General features: G+C 40.3%; 17 protein-coding genes and 2 pseudogenes. 5 read left to right on the forward strand and 14 right to left on the reverse strand.

What is annotated here, in order from left to right:
* Positions 1-12: 12 nt before the first annotated feature.
* The gene (locus BN1765_RS13105) at positions 13-1,776 is read right to left on the reverse strand and encodes an ABC transporter ATP-binding protein (RefSeq protein WP_050615553.1); all 1,764 of its coding nucleotides are present in this window, start codon (positions 1,774-1,776) and stop codon (positions 13-15) included.
* 152 nt (positions 1,777-1,928) lie between these two features.
* Here BN1765_RS13105 and BN1765_RS13110 point away from each other — a divergent pair, with 152 nt between their 5' ends.
* Positions 1,929-2,468 (forward strand): TetR/AcrR family transcriptional regulator, encoded by a 540-nt coding sequence (locus tag BN1765_RS13110; RefSeq protein WP_050615554.1) that lies wholly within the window; start codon positions 1,929-1,931, stop codon positions 2,466-2,468.
* Positions 2,469-2,557: 89 nt separating this feature from the next.
* On the opposite strand, the gene BN1765_RS20485 is transcribed toward BN1765_RS13110, so the two are convergent.
* The 8 genes and pseudogenes from BN1765_RS20485 to BN1765_RS13150 all read right to left on the reverse strand — a co-directional run bounded on the left by BN1765_RS20485 (position 2,558) and on the right by BN1765_RS13150 (position 10,935).
* Positions 2,558-2,902: a hypothetical protein gene (locus BN1765_RS20485; RefSeq protein WP_222705399.1), complete on the reverse strand. Its 345-nt coding sequence runs from the start codon at positions 2,900-2,902 to the stop codon at positions 2,558-2,560.
* 34 nt (positions 2,903-2,936) lie between these two features.
* A complete protein-coding gene (locus tag BN1765_RS13120) occupies positions 2,937-3,413 on the reverse strand; it encodes a DinB family protein (protein ID WP_050615555.1) in 477 nt (158 codons plus the stop codon).
* Between the two features lie 161 nt (positions 3,414-3,574).
* Positions 3,575-4,283: pseudogene (locus BN1765_RS13125) on the reverse strand (class I SAM-dependent DNA methyltransferase).
* A gap of 209 nt (positions 4,284-4,492) precedes the next feature.
* The gene (locus BN1765_RS13130) at positions 4,493-5,059 is read right to left on the reverse strand and encodes a dihydrofolate reductase family protein (RefSeq protein WP_050615556.1); all 567 of its coding nucleotides are present in this window, start codon (positions 5,057-5,059) and stop codon (positions 4,493-4,495) included.
* 337 nt (positions 5,060-5,396) lie between these two features.
* Entirely contained in the window at positions 5,397-5,996 is a 600-nt protein-coding gene (locus BN1765_RS13135; protein WP_075050808.1) for a hypothetical protein, read from the reverse strand.
* A 9-nt stretch (positions 5,997-6,005) separates the two neighbouring features.
* The gene (locus BN1765_RS13140) at positions 6,006-6,443 is read right to left on the reverse strand and encodes a hypothetical protein (protein WP_050615558.1); all 438 of its coding nucleotides are present in this window, start codon (positions 6,441-6,443) and stop codon (positions 6,006-6,008) included.
* Complete coding sequence (locus tag BN1765_RS13145) at positions 6,440-10,039, reverse strand: AAA family ATPase (RefSeq protein ID WP_050615559.1); 3,600 nt, start codon at positions 10,037-10,039, stop codon at positions 6,440-6,442. The genes BN1765_RS13140 and BN1765_RS13145 overlap by 4 nt, the downstream gene beginning before the upstream one ends.
* Before the next feature lie 323 nt (positions 10,040-10,362).
* Positions 10,363-10,935, reverse strand: coding sequence for a GNAT family N-acetyltransferase (locus BN1765_RS13150; RefSeq protein WP_082195473.1), 573 nt, complete (start codon positions 10,933-10,935; stop codon positions 10,363-10,365).
* A gap of 79 nt (positions 10,936-11,014) precedes the next feature.
* On the opposite strand from BN1765_RS13150, the gene BN1765_RS20795 reads away from it, so the two are divergent.
* Positions 11,015-11,218 carry a DUF3951 domain-containing protein gene (locus tag BN1765_RS20795; protein ID WP_050615560.1) on the forward strand — a complete coding sequence of 68 codons (204 nt, stop codon included), beginning with the start codon at positions 11,015-11,017 and terminating at the stop codon, positions 11,216-11,218.
* Here BN1765_RS20795 and BN1765_RS13160 read toward each other — a convergent pair.
* The 4 genes and pseudogenes from BN1765_RS13160 to BN1765_RS13175 form a co-directional block, all read right to left on the reverse strand.
* Positions 11,215-12,338, reverse strand: a protein-coding gene (locus BN1765_RS13160) for an IS3 family transposase (protein ID WP_147554195.1) whose coding sequence is annotated in 2 segments (ribosomal slippage) — positions 11,215-12,092 and positions 12,092-12,338 — 1,125 coding nt in all. Because the reading frame shifts where the segments join, the coding sequence is not laid out codon by codon here. The genes BN1765_RS20795 and BN1765_RS13160 overlap by 4 nt on opposite strands.
* Before the next feature lie 505 nt (positions 12,339-12,843).
* Positions 12,844-13,476 (reverse strand): type 1 glutamine amidotransferase family protein, encoded by a 633-nt coding sequence (locus tag BN1765_RS13170; protein WP_050615562.1) that lies wholly within the window; start codon positions 13,474-13,476, stop codon positions 12,844-12,846.
* A 364-nt stretch (positions 13,477-13,840) separates the two neighbouring features.
* Positions 13,841-14,188 (reverse strand): annotated as a pseudogene (locus BN1765_RS19595) (hypothetical protein).
* A gap of 1,128 nt (positions 14,189-15,316) precedes the next feature.
* Positions 15,317-15,928 carry an S-layer homology domain-containing protein gene (locus BN1765_RS13175; protein WP_050615563.1) on the reverse strand — a complete coding sequence of 204 codons (612 nt, stop codon included), beginning with the start codon at positions 15,926-15,928 and terminating at the stop codon, positions 15,317-15,319.
* A 403-nt stretch (positions 15,929-16,331) separates the two neighbouring features.
* Between BN1765_RS13175 and BN1765_RS13180 the strand changes: the two genes are divergently transcribed.
* Positions 16,332-18,134 carry a 5'-nucleotidase C-terminal domain-containing protein gene (locus BN1765_RS13180; protein ID WP_050616773.1) on the forward strand — a complete coding sequence of 601 codons (1,803 nt, stop codon included), beginning with the start codon at positions 16,332-16,334 and terminating at the stop codon, positions 18,132-18,134.
* A gap of 39 nt (positions 18,135-18,173) precedes the next feature.
* The gene (locus tag BN1765_RS13185) at positions 18,174-22,433 is read left to right on the forward strand and encodes an endonuclease (protein WP_069203032.1); all 4,260 of its coding nucleotides are present in this window, start codon (positions 18,174-18,176) and stop codon (positions 22,431-22,433) included.
* A gap of 66 nt (positions 22,434-22,499) precedes the next feature.
* Here BN1765_RS13185 and BN1765_RS13190 read toward each other — a convergent pair whose 3' ends face one another.
* Positions 22,500-23,264, reverse strand: a complete 765-nt coding sequence (locus tag BN1765_RS13190; protein ID WP_050615564.1) for an alpha/beta hydrolase — start codon at positions 23,262-23,264, stop codon at positions 22,500-22,502.
* A gap of 272 nt (positions 23,265-23,536) precedes the next feature.
* Between BN1765_RS13190 and BN1765_RS13195 the strand changes: the two genes are divergently transcribed.
* The gene (locus BN1765_RS13195) at positions 23,537-24,361 is read left to right on the forward strand and encodes an STAS domain-containing protein (RefSeq protein WP_050615565.1); all 825 of its coding nucleotides are present in this window, start codon (positions 23,537-23,539) and stop codon (positions 24,359-24,361) included.
* The last annotated feature ends 179 nt before the right edge of the window (positions 24,362-24,540 follow it).

Below are 24,540 nucleotides of genomic sequence, written 5' to 3' on the forward strand. Positions count from 1 at the left end.
TGGTGGTTCTTCTTAGGCATTTTTCAGCTCCTCCTTTGATAGTTGTGAATAAGCAATCTCCTGATACACTTGGCATGTCTTCAATAATTCTTCATGTGTGCCGCAGCCGGCGATTTTTCCTTCATCTAATACGATGATTTTATCGGCATCCATGATGGTACCGATGCGCTGTGCGACAATCAGATTGGTCGCGGTGCTTGTCTCTTTCTTCAACGCAGCACGGAGCACGCGGTCTGTTTTATAATCAAGCGCCGAGAATGAATCGTCAAAAAGATAGATTTCCGGCTTGCGGTAAATAGCCCGTGCAATGGACAGGCGCTGTTTTTGCCCGCCCGAAAAGTTCGATCCGCCTTGGGCGACATGGGCTTCATATTCCCCGTCCATCTTCCTAACGAATTCTGATCCTTGGGCGATGGCCACCGCTTTTTCCACGGCCGCTGAATCGTTTTGTCCAGTCTTGCTGCTGCCGTAGGCCACATTCGATTTGATGCTGCCGCTGAACAGGACATTACGCTGTGGCACATAGCCGAGCTTATTGTGCAGGTTTTTTTGCGCATACTGTTTGACATTGATGCCATCGACGAGCACCTCTCCTTCCGTCGCGTCATAAAAGCGCGGAATCAGGTTGATGAGTGTCGTCTTGCCGCTTCCGGTCGCACCAATGAAGGCGACCGTTTCGCCCTGTGAGGCCTTAAAGCTGATATTCTGCAGCACATACTCGGAAGAATCCGGATATTTGAAGCTGACATTACGGAATTCGACTGTCCCTGTTTCTTTTGTCGCTTCGTCTTGGGAACAACCATCGGTAATGGAAAGCTCTGTATCCAATACTTCATTGATACGGTTAGCGGCCACAGCGGCACGCGGCATCATGATGAATACCGCTGTCATCATCAGGAAAGCCATCACAATTTGCATCGCATAAGAAGAGAAGACGACCATATCACTGAACAGGCCGATGCGATCCATCATATTGGCTTGGTCAATCAAGTAAGCCCCGATCCAGTAAACCGCCAGGCTGAGTCCGCTCATGATCAACATCATGAACGGCATCATACTTGCCATGACGCGGGTCGTGAATAAATATGTTTTGGTCAGATTATCATTTGCTTCCTCGAACTTCGCCTTTTGGTAGTCTTCCGCATTGTATGCCCGGACGACACGCAGGCCTGTCAAGTTTTCGCGCGACACGCGGTTCAGATTATCCGTCAATGATTGGATGACTCGGAATTTAGGCAATGCCAACAATCCGACAATCAGGATGAACAGCAACAGCAAGCCGACGGCTCCGGCTGTTGTCGCCGTCCACTGCCAGCTTTTCCCCGAAATTTTAACGATGGCCCACACTGCCAGAATCGGCGCTTTAATCAATACTTGCAGCCCGATGGTGACAATCATTTGGATTTGCGTGATATCGTTAGTTGAACGAGTGATTAAGCTCGCTGTTGAAAACTTGTTGATTTCCTTCATGGAGAACGACTCTACCTTATTGAACAGCATCGACCGCAAGCGTGCCGTAAACGAAGCTGCGATGCGCGCCGCAAAGAAGCCGACTACGATCGATGCCGCCAAGCTTCCCAATGCGCAGAGGAGCATGAAGGCCCCGGATTCCCAAATTTGGCTCATCGAGCTTCCTTTCGTCTGTACATAGCCCGTGATTTCCGACATATAATCCGGCAATTTCAAGTCGAGCCATACCTGGGCTACGATGAATAGTAAACTGGTGAAAATAAGCAGCCATTCGAACGGCTTCATATACTTAAAGATTTTGACCATTTATGGTGAAGCTCCTTTTCTTATTTGTTTAACTTTGTCAGTTGATTCCTTCAGCCATTACTTGTTACACTGAATCATATCCATTATATTGATATAATTTTTTAACTCAATAGTTTTAGTGTCAACTGTAACAAATAAGGAGGTTTTGTTACATGAAAAAGACCAGAAATGCCGTGAATGTGTTTGCAAAGGACTGTATCGCCATCGCTTTGTTCAAACTAATGAAGGAAAAAAAGTACGAGGATATCACCATCACCGATATCGCCAATACGGCCGGAGTATCACGGGTGACCTATTATAGAAACTTTAATTCGAAGGAAGAGGTCATCATGCATTATTTGGATGAATTGGGCTATCGTTTTAAACAAGAGAATAAGCATCTCGACCCGATGAAGGATACGTATGCCTGCGTGCTGGCATGCTTCCGTTATTGGCATAAGCATCGAGATTTTTTACTTGGGCTTCATGAAGCAAAGCTTGCTTATGTTTGGCTGGAACATCTTAATACTTCCATATCCCTCTTCACTACTACCCCCAAGAAAAAATATGAAGGTTGTTTCTTTTTGGGAGCTATGCATAATATCCTGTTTGAATGGATCAAGGGTGGCGCCAACGAAAGCCCTGAGGAAATGGCGGCAATCGTCAGCGACTTGTTTCACTTACCTGTGCCGGTGCCTGCACCGACTGAATGAAAAAAACCATGTTCGGCCGATTGAACATGGTTTTTAATAGGAGAGATTTATGTAATAAAGCTCTTAAAAGTTGTTTCGATGAACTATTTTTACATTTTTTTATGTTTTAAAACAAAATTAATCAATTTACTTTTAAGATTTCTTTCTTGGCCGGCATACGTAATGACATTCAAAAACTCGACAGCTAAATGATGCTTATGCCCGTCAACCATTTCTTTTGGTGCATTTTCCGGGAAGAGAATACCTAACTTTATTTTCATGCCGTTCTTTTTCATTTTAAACTGATGCATGCCCAAACACTTATTATCCGTTTTATCTGAGACAAGATAGCCAGTATCTGCTACTAAGGATATTTTTGTATCAGTATCTTCAGGGATTGGCTTTTTTGCGTCCAGACTAATTCCTATAAATTGGTAAACGGGTTCTTTGTACATTCCAACTGTCTCCATTACATATGTCCCAAATAGTTCAATAAGAATGGAAAGATTTTAACTCCCTTCCAACAAAATTAGAAGAGATAGGTTGTATTTCCAATTCTCTCGACCAAACTGAAAGTTGACCGATATGATGAATTTCGTGTGCAATAATATGGTGAAGTATGTCATTCACAGTGTATTTTGTTTCATCCCAAGGAACACTGACACTCTGTTCCTTCAGGTCATCTATATTTCCTTTAAAGAATTCAACTATTTCATTCCGCAATTTATCTGAAAGAGATTTAACCTTTTCAAGTGTATTATAATCATCAATCTGAAATACTACATCCTCTTTCCCTTGAATACCACGAATCCAACTATATTCCACGTCAATTATATGGAAAAGTGTATATAAAATATTTCCTACTCCACCATTACGGTCTTTTAACAACTCTTTAATTGTTAATTGATTACACCAGTCAAACCATTCATCCCTTACTTGCCAGTTATATTCAAGAAATTTAATCATTTTGAACACTCCAAATTTAGCTTAATACAATATATTTCGTCTTAGGGTAAATTATTTCCTTCTTCCGCTAACTGCCCATTTCTTCAATAAAGACTTTAGAAAAAGCGTTAATCCTTCTTAGATCAACGCCCCCTTTTCGTATTTTATAGTTGTTCTAAGTGCTATCTAATTTTTTTACAAACATATATCATTTCATAACTATCTCCAATCCCTGTAAAGATGAAGGATTTCAAAACCATTAACGAGCAAAATTCTTTCCATTTCTTTTGGAAATACGTCATCTATGTTTTTATATTTCCTAATCGTCGTATAATGTTGAATTTGCTTTAAAGAGTCATAAGCACTAATAGTATATAGATCAACTTTTTCTTGAGTATCACGATCAGTATAAGTTCTCCAATATTCTTCTGTTTGTGGTTGTAGTAATTCCTCAACACTCGGAAATCTAGTACCAAAAATAAAAACCCCATCAATATCTAAATGTTTGTTTACAGAAGATAGTAATCGATCCTGAGCTTCGTTTGTAAGAAAGTACTGAAATGAATTTCCAACAGAATAGATCATATTACTCTTTACGTTTAAATCTAGCATAGTACAGTCTTGCTCTATCCAATCTATTTGCAAATCAAGATTGAATGACTTTTTTCGGGCTTCATTTAACATTCCTTTATGTAAATCTACTCCTATAAGTTTATATCCATTTTTCGCTAATGGAATAGTTACTCTACCCGTACCACAAGCAAGATCAATGATTGTACCTTGCTTTTTTGATGCCCATTTTATTAAAAATGGCATCTCTGATATAAATGATTCATTCTCTTTATCGTATAAAATAGGGTCAGCATATTCCTCGAAATTATCTAAAGCCATCATTTTCTCCTTATGTAATCGCACCTAATATATGTACTTATTTTACATTTATTTCAAGATCTTGTCTGTTAGCGCCATAACAAAAATAAGACTGCTTATTAGCAGCCTTGATTTTCAGCTCTAGCCCCAGTTACTTTAAGTATTTTTTCACAAACTAAGACTAAAACAATGCTCCATCTATTATTTGGTCATATTTTTTCTTTCTGCATCTATTTGTTCAAATGGTAGATTAGTTGAACAACGCCGGAGGAGAAAGTTCTTGTATTAATCAATTTCAAATTCAACCTCTGTTTTATATCAATAAACAATGGTTTTCCTTCGCCCAAAATAACAGGGTGAACAGATAATCTAAATTCATCAACAAGCCCTAAATTAATAAAATTTGTAATAAGACTTGCTCCACCGTATAACCAGATGTCTTTACCAGGCTTATTCTTTAATTTATTTACTTCTTCAGGAATATTTTCATTTATGAATATTGCTTTATGATCAGTCCTTTTTTGCGTTCTGGAAAACACATATTTCTCTTTACTATGAACTAATTCCCACATTTCTTTTTCAGTATCAGTATCTTCAATTTTTGGAGTGTATTGTCCCCATTGATCATAGCTTTTTCTTCCATACAAAATAGTGTCAATTTGATTTAGAAAATTAATAAACCCCATCTCAGAGTCCATTATGCACCAATCAACTTCTCCGTTTTTCCCTTCAATAAAGCCATCTAAAGTAACAGCTAAATCTAAAATTATTCTTCTTGGTCTTATGCTATTCGACATACTTTCTCCTCCTTTATTCAATAAATACTTTCAAAATTTTGTAGTAATAAAGTTCAGCTTTTCACATTTTGAATTATTCCTAAATTTTTCTTTTCAACTAATTTGCCCCTTTAGTCAGACGGATTCTATTGATGTAAATACGTTTAAATAAGGTTAATTTATTAAGGTTTTCAGCGTCTCTAAAATTAAATCAGTAAGAATATTGTCTTATTCCATGGGTAAACAAAACAGGCATGGCCCAACCTTAATAAGCTGTAGCCATACCCTTGCCCTGTTTGTAACATCTGGTGCATGAACCTTCCTATTCAACTAATCCATCTGATTGCCATTCTGTTTTTTAATTAGGCAAAACCGTATATGTGTTTGATTGGCCAATCCCCACTATATTATAAAAGGTCATCTTATTGCCGGGGAATTTGGCTGCATAGGAGATTCCGCCGCCATGATCCTTGACACCGGTGATGGTGACGGTACTTGGGACTGGGATGCTGATAGATGCAGCGTTGTTTGTAAGGATGATTTTCTCTTTTACAGGCACGCCGTCCACTAACACGGACACTTCATCCAAATCTTCGGCATTAAAGTCCCAGATAAGCATCCTCGCCTCTCCTCCGTCTGGTCCTGCCTTAGCGACTTCAAAATCCCTTGCTTCAATGTTCGCATATGATTCATCCTCAAATAACTGCTCCCCAGCACCTGTAGAGGTACTGATCCGATTGGCAACGACTTCTTCAGCTTTTCCATCCTCTGCGGAATCAGTTACCATGAAACCAGTCACAATTCCAGCCGCCAAGCAGAAAATGGATATCCACTTGATGGAAGCTTTCAGCTTCGATTGGTGCGGCACGATTACCGTTTCTTCTTCCGGTTCATCCGCTTCCAGACGTTTCATTGGGCCTGTCTGCTTCTTTTTATTCAATTCTCTCTCTGCCATCATTCATCACCTTTACAATTTGTGTACTTTATAGCTGATAGGATATTTGTAATACCAATACGATAAATAAGCTCTCGCCCCTGCAATACTAATAACAGATAGTGTGATGGCGATACCTTTACTGAAGGTTTGGTTGTCGGCCCATAGGTTCGCACAGAATAGAGCCAATTCGATCCCCGCTAACATAACCAAACACATTTGTAAAAATGGGATGAGTACGGGAAATTTTCGGTATAGCCATGTGAGCCGTGGATACTTGAATGATAGAAACAGCATAAAGCCAATGAAACAAGTCAACCACAATCCCAATGCGGATCTCGGTGCGTTATACTTATATACGTCACGCAATACATCAAACTCCATAATCGGACCCATAATAACCATAATCAGTACCAATGGATAGATTAGGTAATAAATGATCGTCCCTGCAATTGCAAATAACTTTTTCATAGTCGATTCCCTGCTTTCTCGAAATCTTCAGGAAGGATGGTTGTGAGTTGTTCTACATCCGGTTTATCTATTTGGCTGACCCTCAAAGCATGGGCACGGATTGCTGCTTCACAGACGTTGCGTGCCAGACGCCCATTCCCCGCATGATCTACTTTCATGGCGGACTCGAATATGGCATTCAATGCATCTTCAACATCTTTCGATAAATGAAACCCTTTATTCTTTAAGAATTGGTTACTGATTTGTACGAGTTCTTTTGCACTGTAATCAGGGAATTCGATAATGTTCGGAAAACGGGAACGGAGACCGGCATTTGTTTCCAGGAATCTCTCCATATCCTCATTGTAGCCTGCTAAAATAACGATTATATTATCCCGATGATCATCCATGAATTTTACAATCGTATCAATGGCTTCTTGTCCAAAATCGCTTCCGCTTCCGGCTAATGCATATGCTTCATCAATGAACAGGACACCACCGAGAGCATTTTCGAGCACTTCTCTCGTTTTTAAGGCCGTCTGTCCTACATAGCCTGCCACCAAACCGGATCGGTCGGTTTCTACGACATGGTCAAGCTTACTTACACCTAATTCTTTCAATCTTTTCGCTATTATCCGGGCAACCATCGTCTTCCCAGTTCCAGGATTCCCTTTGAAAATCATATGCAGCGATTGAGATCCGAGGCTCGGCAATGATAACTGCTTGCGCATGTTTTCAATTTCAACTTGGGCTGATAAAGTCCGGACGAACTTCTTAACCTCATCCAGGCCGATTACTGTATCTAATTCATTAAGCGCATTTGTTTCCTCTTCAACAGGCTCTAAGCGGAAGTCTTCCGGTGTTAACAAGGTCAGATTTTCAACCGGCAAATCGGGATGTTCCACAATGCGAATCGATTGGTTGCGGATTGCTTCTTCTACTGTATTGCGCACTAAACGGCCATTGCCGCTGTCGTTTTTACCTGGGATTTGTTTTTCCTCATAATACGGCTTTAAGGCTGCCAATACAGAATCATCCAGCCTGAAACCTTTTGATTGGGCTTGTAATTCTGTTATTTTCGCCAGTTGTTCCGCTGTATAATCCGGAAATTCAATCGTCAATGGAAAGCGGGAAGACAATCCGGGATTTGCTTTCATGAACTGTTTCATTTCATCTGTATAACCGGCTACGATGACAACCAGGTTCTCCCGGTGATTTTCAATCAGGCGGACTAATGTGTCAATTGCTTCTTTTCCGAAGCCGCCCTGGCCTTCTTCTACTAATGTGTAGGCTTCATCAATAAACAACACGCCTCCCAATGCGCTTTCTACGACCTCTGTTGTCTTGGCGGCAGTTTGTCCGGCGTATTCTGCGACCAGATGTGTCCGGTCAACCTCTACGAGATGCCCTTTTTTCAAAATGCCCATGGATTTCAGCATACCTGCGAGTAAACGGGCGACTGTCGTTTTTCCGGTCCCTGGATTTCCTGAAAAGACCATGTTTAAGGTTTGCCCGTCTTTTGTTTGAATGCCGGCTTCTTTCCGTCGCTGATTGGCCAGTAATTGTTTTTGTAATGTAAGCACAAAGTTCTTTACATCATCCAATCCGATCATGCCAGAGAATGCTTCCTCTAAATTGAATGCCACTTTGCTGCCGATTCCAAAATCGCTTGCAATCAATTTGTTCATATCAGGCGAATCCGATTCTGCAATACGCGCTGATTGTTTTCGGATTGCTTCTTCGAGCAGGTTCCGGACAAGCCGTCCATTTCCGCTGTCATTTCTTCCTGGAATTTGTTTTGTTTCAAAAAGTTCAAGCAATCCATCATATGCCGCTTCATCAATTTCATAATCACGCTGCTTTGCTTGCAGTACCACCATCTTCAGCATATCTTTCGGTGAATAGTCCGGAAATTCCACAATCACAGGGAATCTGGAACGCAATCCGGGATTAGACTTAAGGAATGTTTCCATTTCATCGGTATATCCGGCCAAAATGACCACTGTATCCTCACGGTGGTCTTCCATCCCCTTAACCAACGTATCGATTGCTTCCTGGCCGAAACTATCGTGCTTGTTGCGCGAAAGTGTATATGCCTCATCAATAAACAGGACACCGCCCACCCCTTGCTGGATTTTCTCATTCGTCTTAGGTGCAGTGGAACCCACGTATTCCCCGACAAGATCCTGTCTTGCCACTTCAACCAATTGTCCCTGAGAAAGCAGGCCCATCGCTTTCAAAACACGGGAAATAATCCGTGCAACTGTTGTTTTCCCTGTTCCAGGGTTCCCCGTAAACACCATATGCAGTGTCATAGGAGTTGTTTTATCCCCTTTAGCTTTGCGTTTCTCCTGGAGCCGAACAGTCTTCAGCAACTCTTGAATGAATTCTTTAACAGAGTCCAATCCTATTAAACCATTCAATTCTTCCATAACATCTTCCAATGTTTCTTCTTGAACAAGAGGAATTGATTTTAATAGAATGGTCCCTTTCTCGCTATGTGCCAGCAAATCATTCTGTTCCATCCCAATCTCTACGATATCACCGCTTGAAAGCCTTCCCCTAGCACGCGCATCCAACAACACGGTAAAAAATTCTTTCTCCACCAGTTCTTCGATGGCTTCACCGTATCGCTTTGTTGGCAAGATCCGATTTGCCAGTTCCATGAACACCTGTGGTTCGAAATGAATCGTCATTTGAGCCTGGGCAGACAGTCTATCGGCAGCCTGAGAAAGCTTTGTTTGAAGAATATTGCTCAGCGTATCAGCATCCAGTGCATCCGTGATCGCAAAAGACCGGATTCCCCTCAGCAAATCCGGCGGGATTGATTCAGCGATGGATAATGGAATTTTCCGGTCCGAATTCATTTCTTGCGTATCACAATCGCTATACAGCAGTAAAAAATAATCTGAAGCACTCACGACAATACCTTGCGGCGTCCTGAAATATCCATCTTTAAAGAGTTTTTTAACATAGTGTAAAATCTCGGATTGTGCATGTTCAAATCCCGTGAAACAAACCGCACCGATTCCATAACTGAAGGCTGCTGAACAATCAGTGATGAAATTCGTATGGACATCTTTTTCACCGTAATGGGCTAAATCGATCATGGAGGCCCGTTTATAAGGAATCAATTTCTTCTTATATAATGTACCGATCAAAATGGTAAGGCTTCTTGTTTTTCCTGTGCCGGCAGGTCCTGCCAAGAGAATGGTATTCTGCACCGTACCTTTTTCCCTCGCTAAAAAAGCTGTCTTGAAACTGACGAGCAAATCATCGATATATCTTTGCTGGGAGAAAACATTTTCATTCAGTTCAATCTTAATAGAGTCAAAAATAGCATCCAACTCTTCATTCGTTTGGTGGAGCCCCACACTTTTAATGCCTTTTTTCGCATCTTGAAACACTTCCTGCATAGCACCGGATGTTTGCGGAAGATGCTGGTGTCCGGAACCGGGGATCTGAGGCCCGGCCGCAGAAGAAACAGCTCCTTTCGGATGTTTTGTCTGCAATGTTGCTGTTTGCTTTGATTGATTCCCTTTAAAACCCTGTGCTTTTACAAAATCATATAACTGGACTTCGGGAAAAATAATCCGTAGCCACTTTTGAAAGCTCATATCATCACCCTGTCTCATCTTCTATTCGGAAAAGTTAAAAAAACATAAGTACTAATTTACTATTTTATCATAATATACTACACTTATTTGAGTTTTCAAATCAGCAATACTTCGCTCTTATTTGGTTCACTCTGAATAAGACATAATAAAAACAGGGTACTGCTTCCTCTACAACAGACCTAGCCACTAAAAGGCAACGAACATCAGTACACTCCTTCCATAGTGTTTTTTAGTGGGACTGCTTTCTTCAGAGTCCATATAGTTCAGAACCTCTTTTGCCCAATTATTTGCATCAGGAAGAGCTCCCTTCGCGAGAATGGCTTTCATGTTCCTTCAATTGCAAATTCCGTACGAAAAAGCCGCCAAAAGTATAGCTGACCATACTTTTGGCGGCTCTTACACTTATTTATACAACAAATACAATTGTCGCAGTTTTTTGAACTCCTGCAAATCCTTTTGCCATTTTGCTTTGATTGATTTAACCGATTTTCCTGTTTCTTTTTCTTAATTTGGTTTGTATCAGACCATCTTATTGTTTCTTTTAACAAATTTGTCCCTATGCTATATCCCCAGAAATCTATTAGTACACAAATGCCATACTCAACTTTATGAGCCATTCTTTTCAATACATTTCCCTGACACCTTGAAAAACCAACAATTTTTCCATTTGTTTCACAAACCCAAAAAAGATTATTGGATGTTTCTGTATCTTCTTTGATTAGTTGTTTAAAACCTAATTCATCTATGTATGCTTCACCTTTTTCTCTATCCATATTTTCTGTTTCCCCATCTATTTGCACCCTTACTTCAGACAAGTTTTTCGCATCATTCTCGTTTGCTAACCTTATAATATAACGCAAATTACGAACATAAAATTCCTTTTCATTAATCCTCATTAAATCCCTCCATGGATAGAGGAATATGATGGACTTCAATAGAATAAAGTAGTAAGTATACTATTTAAGGGTGATAAAAATGGCTTATGTTTATACTTTGTTCGTCATTTCTGTGATAGGCTATATTTGTTATCGTATGATTAAAAAGAAATCAATGCCTTCAAATAGATACACACCTTATGATGAAACCACAATGGGGACTAAAAGTGGTGTTAGACAACAAGATAATCAAATACAGGATACCAAGCATCAAATTCAATATGGAATGGTAACACTAAACTAGACACTTTTTTTAAGGTGTGTTTCTTTAAACTGAACGGGACTTAAATATCCCAATGTTTCGTGAATTCTGAAATGGTTAAACCAATGGACATAATCATATAGTTCAGAACGTAACTGTTCGAGTGTTTCAAATGTTCGTCCTCTCACAAACTCTGTTTTTAAGATTTTGTAAGTCGCTTCTGCCACTGCGTTATCATAGGGACATCCTTTCATACTTAATGACCGCTTAATTTCAAAAGTTTCAAGCGTTTCATCCAAATGCTTATTTTTGAATTCGCTGCCTCGGTCTGTATGAAATAAGGTGATCAATCGCAGATCATGTTGCACAGTAGACAGTGCTTTACTCACCAGTTTGGCATCTTTTTTCGGTCCTACACTGTGTCCAATCAACTCACGGTTATATAAATCAATCAATAAGCAGATATAGTTCCAGGAATCCTTGACACGTACATACGTCAGGTCACTGACAACGACAGCCAGTTCTTCTTTTTGATGAAAGGACCTGTCTAACTCGTTGCTCACTTTTTCCTCATTACAGCTTGCTTTATGGGGTTTAAACTGGGCTAATGTATAAGACGATATCAATCCTTCTTCCTTCATAATCCGTCCGATTCGGCGGCGGGACACACAATGGCCTTGCTTTTTTAATTCGATCTTAATCTTGCGCGCTCCATAGTTCTGGCGGCTTTTCTGAAAGATTTCAATGATCAGTGACCGAATACGCTCTTCCTGCTGATTATCCTGTATTTTGGCTTCGTAGTAATAAGAAGAACGGGAAATGTGTAGGACGATGCACATTGCTGATACCGAGTATTTGTGACGGTTATTTCGAATCACTTTTACTTTCGTCCCATGATCAGCGCGGCTTGCTTTAAAATGTCATTTTCCATTTGTAGCTGTTTCAGTTCTTTGCGTATCTTCATTAATTCAGTTTGTTCAGGTGTACGATTGTCTGCTTCCTTAAAGGAACCAGCCGTTCTGCTTTGCTTCACCCACTTATCTAGGGCAGACGGGGTTAGCTCATATTCAGTGATAATCTCTTTTCGTGGTTTTCCATTCTCATATAGTAATACAATTTGTTTCTTGAAATCTTCGGTAAATGTTCGTCTCGATCTGGTCATATACAATGCTCCTTAACTAAATAGGTAATGGCAGACTTGTTAAATAGAGTGTTCACCCCGTCACTTGACATGGAGCCTCTACTGGCATGGCTGAAAAGCCAGACTGCCAGTTTATCAAACTGGCAAGCCACGTCAGGCTACCATGCCAGAACCTCCATATAAAGTGACTAGTACAGCTTTTTCCATCTTATAGGGAAGCTATACTCAAAATGAGGATTTTGTCCGCCACACCTTAATTTTTTTGTCCAGTTAAGTGTTGCCTATCCAATATGAAGAGAAAGAAAACAATGACAAGACCGAGGGGTAATGTCTTTTTTCATTTCTAATTACCCCACATTTTTTCTACTTCGTGATTCTTCTTATGGCGCTAGCCTGACTTTAGTTTACAATGATCAACAACCTCTGTTAACTTATCTAAAAACTTTGATTATGTGTAAAAATGATACTTTGACATCATGCAAAGTATGGAGATTATTTCTCATAAAATGCCATTTGATATTTTAACTCATTTATTCATTGAGCTCATTAACTGGAAGAAGTATTCAGGTTTATGAGTCTTATTTAGGTTATACCAAGAATGTAATGTATCTGATGCAAATACATCTAATTTTTTCAGTACTTCCATCGCAAATTCCAGAGGAGCTATTCCTGATGCAGTAACTAAATTCGCATCAGATACCGCAGATTCCACCTCATAGAACTTTTCTCCTTTATAGTTAGGACATACCATTTTAGTGTATTCTAAATTATTACTTGTATGCTTTCTAGTATCTAAGTATCCCATATTCGCAAGGGCCTCAATTGCACCACAAATTGCAGCAACAATAGTGCCGAGCTTTAAAGCTTGGCCAATTCTTTCCAAGATAGGTTGATGAATTTCTTCATTCCAAGTAGTCCCTCCTGGTAAAATTAAAAGATCTTTACTCTCAAGAGTACATTCATCAAGGGAAATATCTGGTTTTATGCTCAGTCCTCCCATAGTAGTAATCATTTCTTTATTAGCTCCTACTGTAATTACTTTTAAAGGTACTAAATCTTTTTTGAAATATCTTCCTGAGTTTAGTTCAGCAATTAAATATCCATATTCCCAGTCCGACATTGTATTAAATACATATAGAAAAACTTTTTTTGTTTGCATCCAATAACACTCCAATCATAAATTTTATAGTTTATTTTTTTACACACCAAAAGCAATCCCGCCCGAAAGAACATACGTTCCCTTAAAAATAATTATATACCATATTTAACCAAAAGTCTATTTCTTATTCAACTAAACTGCCACTTAGCAGCATAAGAAAAGGAACTGCGATCACAGTTCCTTCATTCATTAAAGTCCAGTTTGTTTAAGTACATCCGTTCACAAACTGGGTTGATATTAGCATAATTAATCAGTTCATTCGTTACAGGAATGTTGCCACTTTAGCACACAATAAGAAAAAACCGTCTAAACGACAGCCCCGCTTATGCTATAATCTCTGTTTGTCAGAAAGAAAAAATTGACATTAAGGAGCAAATTCGATTTGACCTGCAAACAATAAAATCAACATTATGATCCAGAATATAAAGAAAGATGAGGATAGGATTAAAGATATAACTAAGATTCCTTTTTTCTCCGTGTTCTTCACCATACCCTTTATAGATAATATGATACCTGAAACAGTCAGAAACGCTGTTATTTAGTCTCCAACTGCATATCCAACATTTGCTATTCTTGTCGGTGTAACAAAGACAATGAAAAAGCAAATAATCCCTATAATAAGAGAAATATAACTAACCATATTATATTTTTTTGATGTAGTTGTTTCAGGTTTCAAATATACACAACCTTTCAGATATCGAATGTCTGTCATTATATAATATTAATTATTCGGTATATTATGCTAATATCCTTCTTTCACTACCTCCCTCAATAAACTTAGCGAAATCTATACATAAGAAAGAACATCATTAAAGACAAGTTTTTTGGATTTGAGCCCCTTCCAGCGAACAATAGGATCATATGCAGAACCTATAAAAATAGAAAGCGTAAAGGTTTATTGGCTGCAAGCAGAGGGACAAAACAAACGGAAATTCACACGATTTCGCATGTGGTATGATAAACGGCCTGCTTTTATAGTAGATGCGTTTACAGATGAAATCACGCCTATAAATAGAAGTAATGACGGAAGCACAAAGAAAAAATGAAATATGGATAGGGGCTTTCGTTTAAAAAAATCGGTGAACAGAAGCATTATAATAAGAAGAAACACGAATATACCCACGCGCCACAGTTATAAATGAAAGGTGGAGCCGATGGATCAGTTGGTTAATGGGATTATGAAATTGAAAGTTTATGTATGTAATGATTGAAATAACACGACTATTTTTTGGGGAAAAATAGATTGTCTATTAGATTATTCCTACTGACTGGGTTCCTTCGCTCGCATCTGTTTTATCCTCTTCCTATGTTGCCATAGGAATGCAAACGGCAGATGGTCACCACTACTACGAACCCGCCGCCATCTTATCTGGCTTCTATGGCGCTAACACGCCTCTTCCAGTAAGACTTCAAACGTTCCGTTGTCCAGATCCCTTCTTTTGACTGCCTTAGGCCTCCACTATTCAGATATGGGAAAGATCAGTTTAATAGTCAATTATGCTGATCTCCATTGCATCATGTAAGATGCAAGGATAAATACTAAACTCCTAGCATTTCATAGTATCTACTAGCCCATTCTGCTTCCGGCATGGATTCGTCGCCTGGCCATAGCAATCTTTTAAGGAGCCCCGCGGATGTAACATCCTACGTCTTCACCTGACTTCATCCCTTCTGTCTGTTAGAACATCACTGGATGCAGGAGGATTAGGCACTTGTTTTTCTCGACTATTCAACAAGGTTAGGAATTGCGCCTAACAATTCTAAGACAACAGTTAGAGATTTCTTCTTGAAGATTCTCCACTTATTTCGCCTATTCTCGACTTATAAAGTAACGTTTCGTTTATTTTTGTTCAGGAGTCAATTGACTAGCTCTATGCAGGAAAATCGCATAATCTCCACGTTTGGCCGGATTGTTTGTACCGAATTGTGTTGCGGAAACACCGCTTGTGATCTTATTGCTTACTAATGCGGATACCGCGTCTTTATAACGGCTTGCTACATCTGTAAATGCAAGATCGTTTTGGCCAGTTAGTTCAAATCCTTTTTGGATCCATACTGCTAACTCACCACGAGTAATATTCGCATGGCTATCGAATTTTGTTGCCGTTTTACCGCTTGTGATTCCAGCTGCTTTCAATGCATTCACGTATTCAACCGCACGTGCAGGCACATCCGTAAATCCTGAAGCTGGCGCGTTTTTCACATCAAGCTCCAATACTTTGGCAATCATAACAGCGGCATCGACACGCTTGATGTTGTCATTGACACCGAATTTGTTGCCTGATAAACCAGAAATCCCTTTAGATACCACGAAATCGACAGCATCTTTGTACTTTGGAGCAACATCAGTGAAACTTGCGGCAGAAGCGAGTGGCGCGACTGCTGAAGCCACTAAAGTTGCGGTTGCCGCAGAGGCAACGAACTTACGGTACGACTTTGTTCTTTCAGTCATTCAATAAATCCTCCTAAATCCTAATAAAAATTGGTCCTGCTTTCCCACCAAACTCACAAAATAATATTCTTATATACTTTTTTCGAATGAATAATTATTTCGTTTATCTGATGGACACTAATAGAATAACCCGTAAAAATTATAAAAATCAATCATTTTTACTCATTTATTTCATAATTGTTTCTTTTTTTATTCATAAAATCGTTTTCACCTCAAATCCGAACAATATTATATTTACATAATGTTTTTCTTCGGTTATAGTACAGTCGTAAACTACTTTTGGGGAAAATTAGTCTTACATATTAGATTTTACTGATAGCACGCCGTATGCGCTGAAAGGCGCCCGTACGGTGTAGGCCCAGTGCGAGCTGGGAATAGCGAGGAAAATTTCACATTGTCATTGATGCATACAAATGACACACACGCTCATTTAGATAATGTAGCGAAACGAGTGACTGCTGTTAAAGAAGTCCGCGCAAGCAAACCGAATGCGCTTCTTGTAGATGCAGGCGATGCATTCTCAGGAACTTTGTATTTCAACGAATTCAAAGGGCAAGCTGATCTTGAATTCATGAACTTAATGGAATATGACATGATGACATTTGGTAACCATGAATTCGACTTAGGATCCAGCAGCGAAGGGCATAAAGCATTGGCAGACTTTGTTAAAGGCGCCAAATTCCCTTTTGTAAGCTCGAACGTTAACTTTGATAAAGATAAGAACCTAAAGGATTTAGTCAGAGACACCATTACGGACTCACCGGAAAACGGGAAAATCTATAATGGAATCATCAAGGAAGTCGAAGGCGAAAAAATCGGTTTCTTCGGCTTAACAACTGAAGAAACGGCTGATATTGCCAGCCCAGTTGATGTTACATTCTCTGATTACATCGAGGAAGCAGAAAAAGCTGTTGCTGCACTAGAGGCAAAAGGCGTTAATAAAATCGTTGCTGTATCACATCTAGGTTTCGATGATAATCCTGCTTATGACAACGATATAACATTAGCCTCTGCAGTGGACGGCATCGATTTGATCATCGGGGGCCACAGCCATCATGAACTGAAGGAACCGGTGGTCGTAACGAAAGATGAAAACGGGAAGGAAAAAGACCCGACTGTCATTGTCCAAGCTTATCAATACGGCGACTACTTAGGAACTGTCGATGTTGAATTCGATAAAGACGGTAAAGTTGTCGGCCAAGCAGGCCAATTAATCAAAGTAGCAGACAAACAAGAAGATGCTGAAGCTGCTGCAATGCTCGAAAAATATTCTTCTAAAATTGAAGAACTAAAAAGTACTCCATCCGGCGGAACAGCTGTTGAAGCATTGGAAAACCCGCGTGACAAAGGCGATACAACCAAACCAAGTGTGCGCAAAAACGAAACAAAGCTAGGTAACTTGATTACGGACGGCATGCTTGAAAAAGCAAAAGAATATAACAAAGACACTGTTATTGCCTTCCAAAACGGCGGCGGAATCCGTGAAGGAATCGACCAAGGTGAAATCACACTGGGAGAAATCTTAACCGTGCTTCCATTCGGAAACACATTGGCAACAATGAAACTGACAGGTGCAGAGATTATCGAAGCATTGGAGCATAGCGTACACTTAGCGCCTGCTGAGCATGGCGGTTTCTTGCACGTGTCCGGTTTAAAATACACGTATGATAGCTCAAAACCAGCAGGAGAACGTGTTCAAAAAGTCCAAGTGAAAGAAGCGGACGGATTTACTGACCTGCAGCCATCAAAAACATATGTAGTAGCTACAAATGCTTTCACTGCCAAAGGCGGAGACGGATACACTGTTTTCCAGAAAGCATATGAAGAAGGAAGAGTAACTGATTTAGGCCTAAGCGATTGGGAAAACCTAAGAGATCATGTTAAGAATTTAGGAACAGTTAATCCACAAATCGAAGGACGTGTTGTAGACGTTGCCGGTGAAAAACCGGCAACTCTTACAGCTGCCCAATTTAATGGAACAGCAAACAATCCTAAAACACACACAGGCGATATCGTAGTTAATATCGCGGACGGCGACACACTGGAACATGCCATTGTTAACGGTACTTTGACGATTAAAGGGGCTTCAAACGAAGAATTGACCATTTCAAACATCACAGTGAACGGAGACTTGGATCTAACCGGCTTGACTGGTTCTGAGTTCAATCTTAATGCTGTAGAAGTTTCAGGCGAAACCCTGCTTTAATATGTACAAATACCGATAAATAATGACGGAGTGTGCTAAATGAAGAAATCCAAACATCCCATATTGAATATGGTTCTAATCTTTACTCTTTTATTGAGTTTAGTATCACCAGCCTTCCCGGCTAATCAAGTTGTGGCGGCAGCAGCTGAATCCATCTTGACCGTTGAGCAAGCCATTGCAGACAATACAGGTACGGCAACAGTCGAAGGCTATATCGTCGGCTATACGATCGCTACTAATAATTACTCGAAAGAGGCTAAAGACGACAACAACTTAGCAATAGCTAGCTCAATTGACGAAACAGATCCTGGCAAAATCATGCCTGTTCAACTCCCTGCCAAGTTCCGCAATGAATTTGGTTTAGCAACAAATCCAACGAACATCGGCAAAAAAATCCAGGTGACCGGTACGCTTCAGGCATACTTCACTACGCCGGGAATCAAATCCCCTACTGCGATCACATTCGTGGAAGATTCTGAAGAAAACCCGAATAAAACAGCTGCGGTTGAAGCAAATATTATTGGCAGAGTTGAAGCTGGAACAAAGATTACGCTATCTTCTTCAACTGCCGGTGCAGCTATTTACTATACAACAAATGGAGAAACTCCTACTTCTGCAAGCACATTGTACGAAGGTCCAATCACAATTAATGCTGCAACAACCATTAAAGCCATCGCTATTGCGGATGGATTAGAAAACAGTGATGTGGCAACATTCGAATATACCCTATTATCATCCATGCCGATCAAAGAAGTAAGACAATTAGCTCTTAATGAAACGGCAATGACCACAGGGGTCGTAACAGCAACATTCGGTTCACCAACTAACACGGTTTATATCCAGGACGACGACGCCGGGATTGTATTGTACGGAGCCGGCCAGGAAGTTGAAATCGGTGACCGGGTTCAGGCTAAAGGAAAGTTAACACAATACCAAAACCTATTGGAATTGGAAGTAAAAAAATCCGACGTAACAGTCATTGAAAAAACAACCGTTCCAACGCCTCAAATTGTAACGCCTGGCCAATTGCAAGAAGATAAAGAAGCCATGCTGCTTACGTTGGAAAAGGTGACGATCGAATCAACAGACGGTAAGAACTTTACCGCTTCTACTCCGGATGGAGAAACATTCGTGATCCGCCCAGATGATGCTGCCCTCCTAACGGTCGGTGCAACATACGATACAATCACAGGTGTATTAGGGCAATACAAAGAAACCTATCAGCTGATTCCAAGAGGTGCAGCCGACATTGTCGCAGACGCTTCTAAAGTACAGCCGGTTGTCGCAACTCCAGGAGCCGGTTTCATAAAAGCTGGCGAAGAAATCACTCTTTCAACGAATACAAAAGGTGCTACGATTTACTACACAGTGAACGGAGACGAACCGACAACAGCAAGCACTGTATATAACGCACCTATCACGCTTACTGAAGATGCAATCATTAAAGCAATCGCTGTAAAAGATGGTCTAACAAGCTCATCTGTTGCTACTTTCACTTATACAATCATGACAGGCGAAATGAGAATCCACCATATCCAAGGTGCTGGACATTATTCTCAATTCGAAAATCAAACTGTAAGCGACATTGAAGGGATTGTTACGTTCGTAAAAGACGGAAGCAATTTCTACATGCAAGATTTACAGCCTGACAACGACGATCAGACATCTGAAGGTATTCTGGTGAACAAATCTTCACACGGGCTTAAAGTCGGTGATGTTGTTTCTGTTACGGGAACCGTTGAAGAATACCTAAACGAGGGATATTCTGACCGATATACAACAGATCTTCCTGTTACAAGAATCAAAGCATCCTCTTTCACAAAGAAAGAAAGCGGACATGAATTACCTGCTCCGATTGTAATCGGCAAAGACCGCATCGCTCCAACTGAAATCATTGACAATGATTCATTTGCAGAATTTGATCCGGAAGAAGACGGAATCGACTTCTACGAAAGCTTGGAAGGTATGTATGTCGAGATTGAGAATCCAAAAGTTGTCGCTCCGCAAAGCTACGGGGACCTTGTTGTCGTTCCTGGCAGCGTTGAGACAAACACGAACGCAGGCGGATTGAAATTCACTCCGGAAGACGCGAATCCTGAACGCATTACCATCGACTTGAATGACAACTCTTTCGTTGCGAAAGCAGGCGACTCATTTAATGGTTCCTTTAAAGGTGTTGTTAGCTATGGCTACAGCAACTATATGGTAATGCCAAATAAAAATGAACTGCCGACTTTAGTAGAAGGAACAACAGCCCGTGAAGTAACGGCAATCGAGAAAAAGGAAGACAAATTAACAATCGCAACCTATAACGTTGAGAACTTCTCGGCGGTAACAGAAGATGCGAGAGTAACAAAGATTGCCCAATCCATCATCACGAACTTGAAAACGCCTGATATCATTCAATTGACAGAGATTCAGGATAATGATGGAGAAGCCGACTCAGGCAACTCAAGCGCAGATCAAACGTATAAAGTCCTGATCGATAAAATCGCTGCTCTTGGCGGACCAACATACTCATTCACAGATATCGCTCCTGTAAACAATCAGGACGGCGGAGCTGCCGGCGGAAACATCCGTGTAGGTTTCTTGTATAACCCAGAGCGCGTGACATTATCAGAAGGAACAAAAGGTACAGCCACTCAGGCTGTCGGTTATGAAAATAATAGTCTTACTTTAAACCCGGGCCGCATCGATCCGACAAATGAAGCCTTTAAATCAAGCCGTAAGCCATTGGCTGCACAATTTGAATTCAAAGGCGAAAAAGTAGTTGTCATCGCTAATCACACAAACTCTAAACGCGGCGACATGCCGTTATTCGGTAAGACACAGCCGGTTGTTCTACAAAGTGAAGTACAACGCAATAAAATCGCAACAGTTGTCAATCATTTCGTTAAAGAAATAAAAACAGAAAATCCGGATGCGAATGTTGTCTTGCTTGGGGACTTCAATGACTTTGAATTCTCTAATCCATTGCAAATCGTAAAAGGCAATGAATTGATCAACATGATTGACCGAGTGCCTTTTGAAAAACGTTACTCTTACTCTTATCAAGGGAACTCGCAAGTTTTAGACCATATCTTGGTATCCAATAACATGGCTGCCGACACGGAAGTAGATATTGTCCATATCAACTCTTCTTTCATGGAAGAACACGGACGCGCAAGTGACCATGATCCAGTATTAATCCAAACAACGCTTCAAAAACAAAAAGAAGAAACATTTGCGAAAACGTATAACTTATCGGCATTCAAATCGAACAAGTTATCCGTTAATACCGAAAATTCATTGGTTACGATGAGTGCGGATTCTTCTATTACAGAAGGTATTACCGTTAAGGCCTCTGCAACACTGAAAGGTGAAGGATTGGCAACAACAAAAGTCATCCTTAACGCTGCTGAAGCAAATTCTTATGTGGATTTCAAAGGCGCGACCGTTCAGGAAGTTGTCATTGAAAATGCCAACTTCAATAAGATTAAAGGCGCAGAAAACGTCCAAAAATGGACCGTTAAAGATGGTGTAGATGCAAGCCATATTAAATTCTACAACAGTGCAGGGCCGGCAATCCCCTCTCCTGTACTGCCATCCGCTCCTGAAACTGATGCAGACGGCTATTACGCCAACGCAGACGGAAAAACAGGCGAAGAATTAAAAACAGCATTGCATAACATCATTAAGGGCCATACACAATTAACGTATGACGAAGTTAAATATGCTTTAAGAGACACGGATGAAGACCCGAACAATCCAGATAATGTACTTCTGCTTTATACTGGCCGCTCACAAGCGAAAGATACATTCGGCTCCGGTGTGGATGATTGGAACCGCGAACATGTGTGGGCAAAATCCCATGGACAATTCGGAACAGCAAAAGGACCTGGAACAGATCTTCACCATTTACGGGCAGCGGATGCTTCTGTGAATAGTTCCAGAGGACATTTGGACTTTGACAATGGCGGAACGCCCCACAAAGAAGCGACCGACAATAAATACGACTCTGATTCGTGGGAGCCGGCTGACCGTGTAAAAGGTGACATTGCACGAATGTTATTCTATATGGCCGTCCGCTATGAAGGAACGGACGGCGAAATCGACTTGGAGCTTGCAGACCGTGTAAGCACATATCCGGAACCGCTTCATGGAAAATTGTCCGTTCTATTAGAATGGAATGAACTTGACCCAGTTGATGATTTTGAAAGAAACCGCAATGAAGTCATCTATAACGATTACCAACATAACCGCAATCCATTCATCGACCATCCTGAATGGGTAAACGAAATCTGGGGAGACGCTGCATAAGCCGCTCTTTCCCTATCCAGAAAGCCCCGTAAGCTATTATAGCCTACGGGGCTTTTCGATATCCTTTTATACCAGGCTCCTTTTGATCGTTATCGCCCTCTCGATGAATGAATGTGTTTTTTCAACAATCAATTCCTTATCATTGTCCATCGATGCCACGTGATAGGAGTCATGAAGCGTAATGCTTTCTTTTTGAACGGAAGAAATCTGCTCCATGATAAAATCTGTGTTTTCCGGCGGGACTACATGATCGATCGCCGATTTGAAACCCAGCACCGGGCAATGTACATCTTTTAATTTTTCCGGTGTCAGACTCATCAGCTTCTGAAGCTGCCTAATCGCTTTTACCGGTGCCTTGGTGTATGTGATTTCATGAATATTCTTCGCCTTGATGTCAGGTATATCTTCATCTATGAATCTCAAGTCTGCTTCCTGTCTTACATAATCGAACGCCGGAATGGTCAATGCCGGATTGATGAGGACGACTCCGTCTACCTCTTGTTTTTGCGCAGCAAGCCACAAAGCCAATGTCCCTCCCATCGATTGCCCCATGATGACGATTCTTGTGCAATGCCTACTCAATTCCTCATAACCTTCCGCAACAGATTCGTACCAATCCATGTACCGGCACTGTTCCATATCGAGATAATGAGTGCCATGCCCCTTCAATCTTGGCGCCATAACCGTATATCCCCTTTTCGCTAACTCCTCCCCCAAGAACCTAACACTTTGCGGCGTACCGATAAAGCCATGTGACAACAGGATGCCTGTCTCACTTCCTTTGAAGAAAAAAGATTCAGCGCCTTCCATTACTTGAAAGTTCTCAACCATTTTATTGCTCCCTTCTCCATATATATTCCGTCTTTCCTTATATTCATTATACCTTATTATTCCGATTAATAAAGTATGAATTATTTACACTAAACAACTGCCTGGGGAAATTCATACTACTAATCCTAACGTTATTTCATCTTTACTGTATAAATAAGTTGCCATTTTTAAACGCAAAACTTGACAAAGTAACTGGTAGTTGGTTTAGTATTTTAAAAAAGGGTCACTATTAATAGAAGTCTAAAATCATATTAAAATCAGGAGGGTTACTATTGAAAGAGTCACTAGATACATATAAATTACTGGAATTTATCCAAGAAAATAAAGATTTTTTCGAAGATTCATTATTGAATGAAGCATCTAATGTAAAAGAAAAAATCGAAGAAATTTTAATGGTCGGCAATATTGACCTAATCAATAATGCCCATTTGCTGGTTCAATATATTATTCAGGAGAAAGAACAAGAACTTCAATCATTTGCCAAACAAGAAGGTATAGCATGGGCGACACATGAAATCCCGTTATCTTTCAAATTAGAATGGGTGCAAGCCATACGAAGAACCGTATGGAAGTTCCTGCAAAAATATAATGAGAAAACGACGAATAAGGTTTTAACTGAAGAATTTTTTTCGGTAGAAAAACAAGTAAATAATCAAGTAGACCGGTTTCTAAATGTTTTTTTTATTACATACTCCCAATACAAAGATTCGTTGATAAGGGCTCAAAAAGAATTGGTTGAAAATCTTTCAGTGCCTATCATACCAATAACACCTACGATGTGTATTTTGCCTCTGATTGGTGCAGTTGATCTTCACAGAACCGCTATACTCGAGGAAAAAATTTTGAAAGAAGTCGGAAAATTGCATATTCAAACATTGATTATCGACTTCTCTGGAATGATGGAAATGGAGACTGAAGTCATTGTTCATTTAATGAAGATTATCGAAGGCACTTCATTAATGGGATGTAACACCGTGATTACCGGATTAAGAGCTGAAGTGGTTAGAAATATGATAAACGCAGGAATGAGATTAAACGAGAAAGCGATAACATTAGGAACTTTACAACAAGCATTGAATAAATACTTATTGAGTTAAGCACAGAGGATCTTGGAGAGGGCCGCTTTTGCGGCTCTTTTTTGATTCTGAAGCATTGATTTCGATATGCAATGAAGATTATTAAAAAAAGACAGGCTAATCCCGTTTACTCTGCAGACACAAAACAGAGCCTTTGAATGTATTAATTACTGGTTCAAAGTTGGGAATCATAGTTTCGT

Source organism: Bacillus testis (assembly GCF_001243895.1).
GTDB classification, from domain to species: Bacteria; Bacillota; Bacilli; order Bacillales; family DSM-1321; genus Bacillus_AD; species Bacillus_AD testis.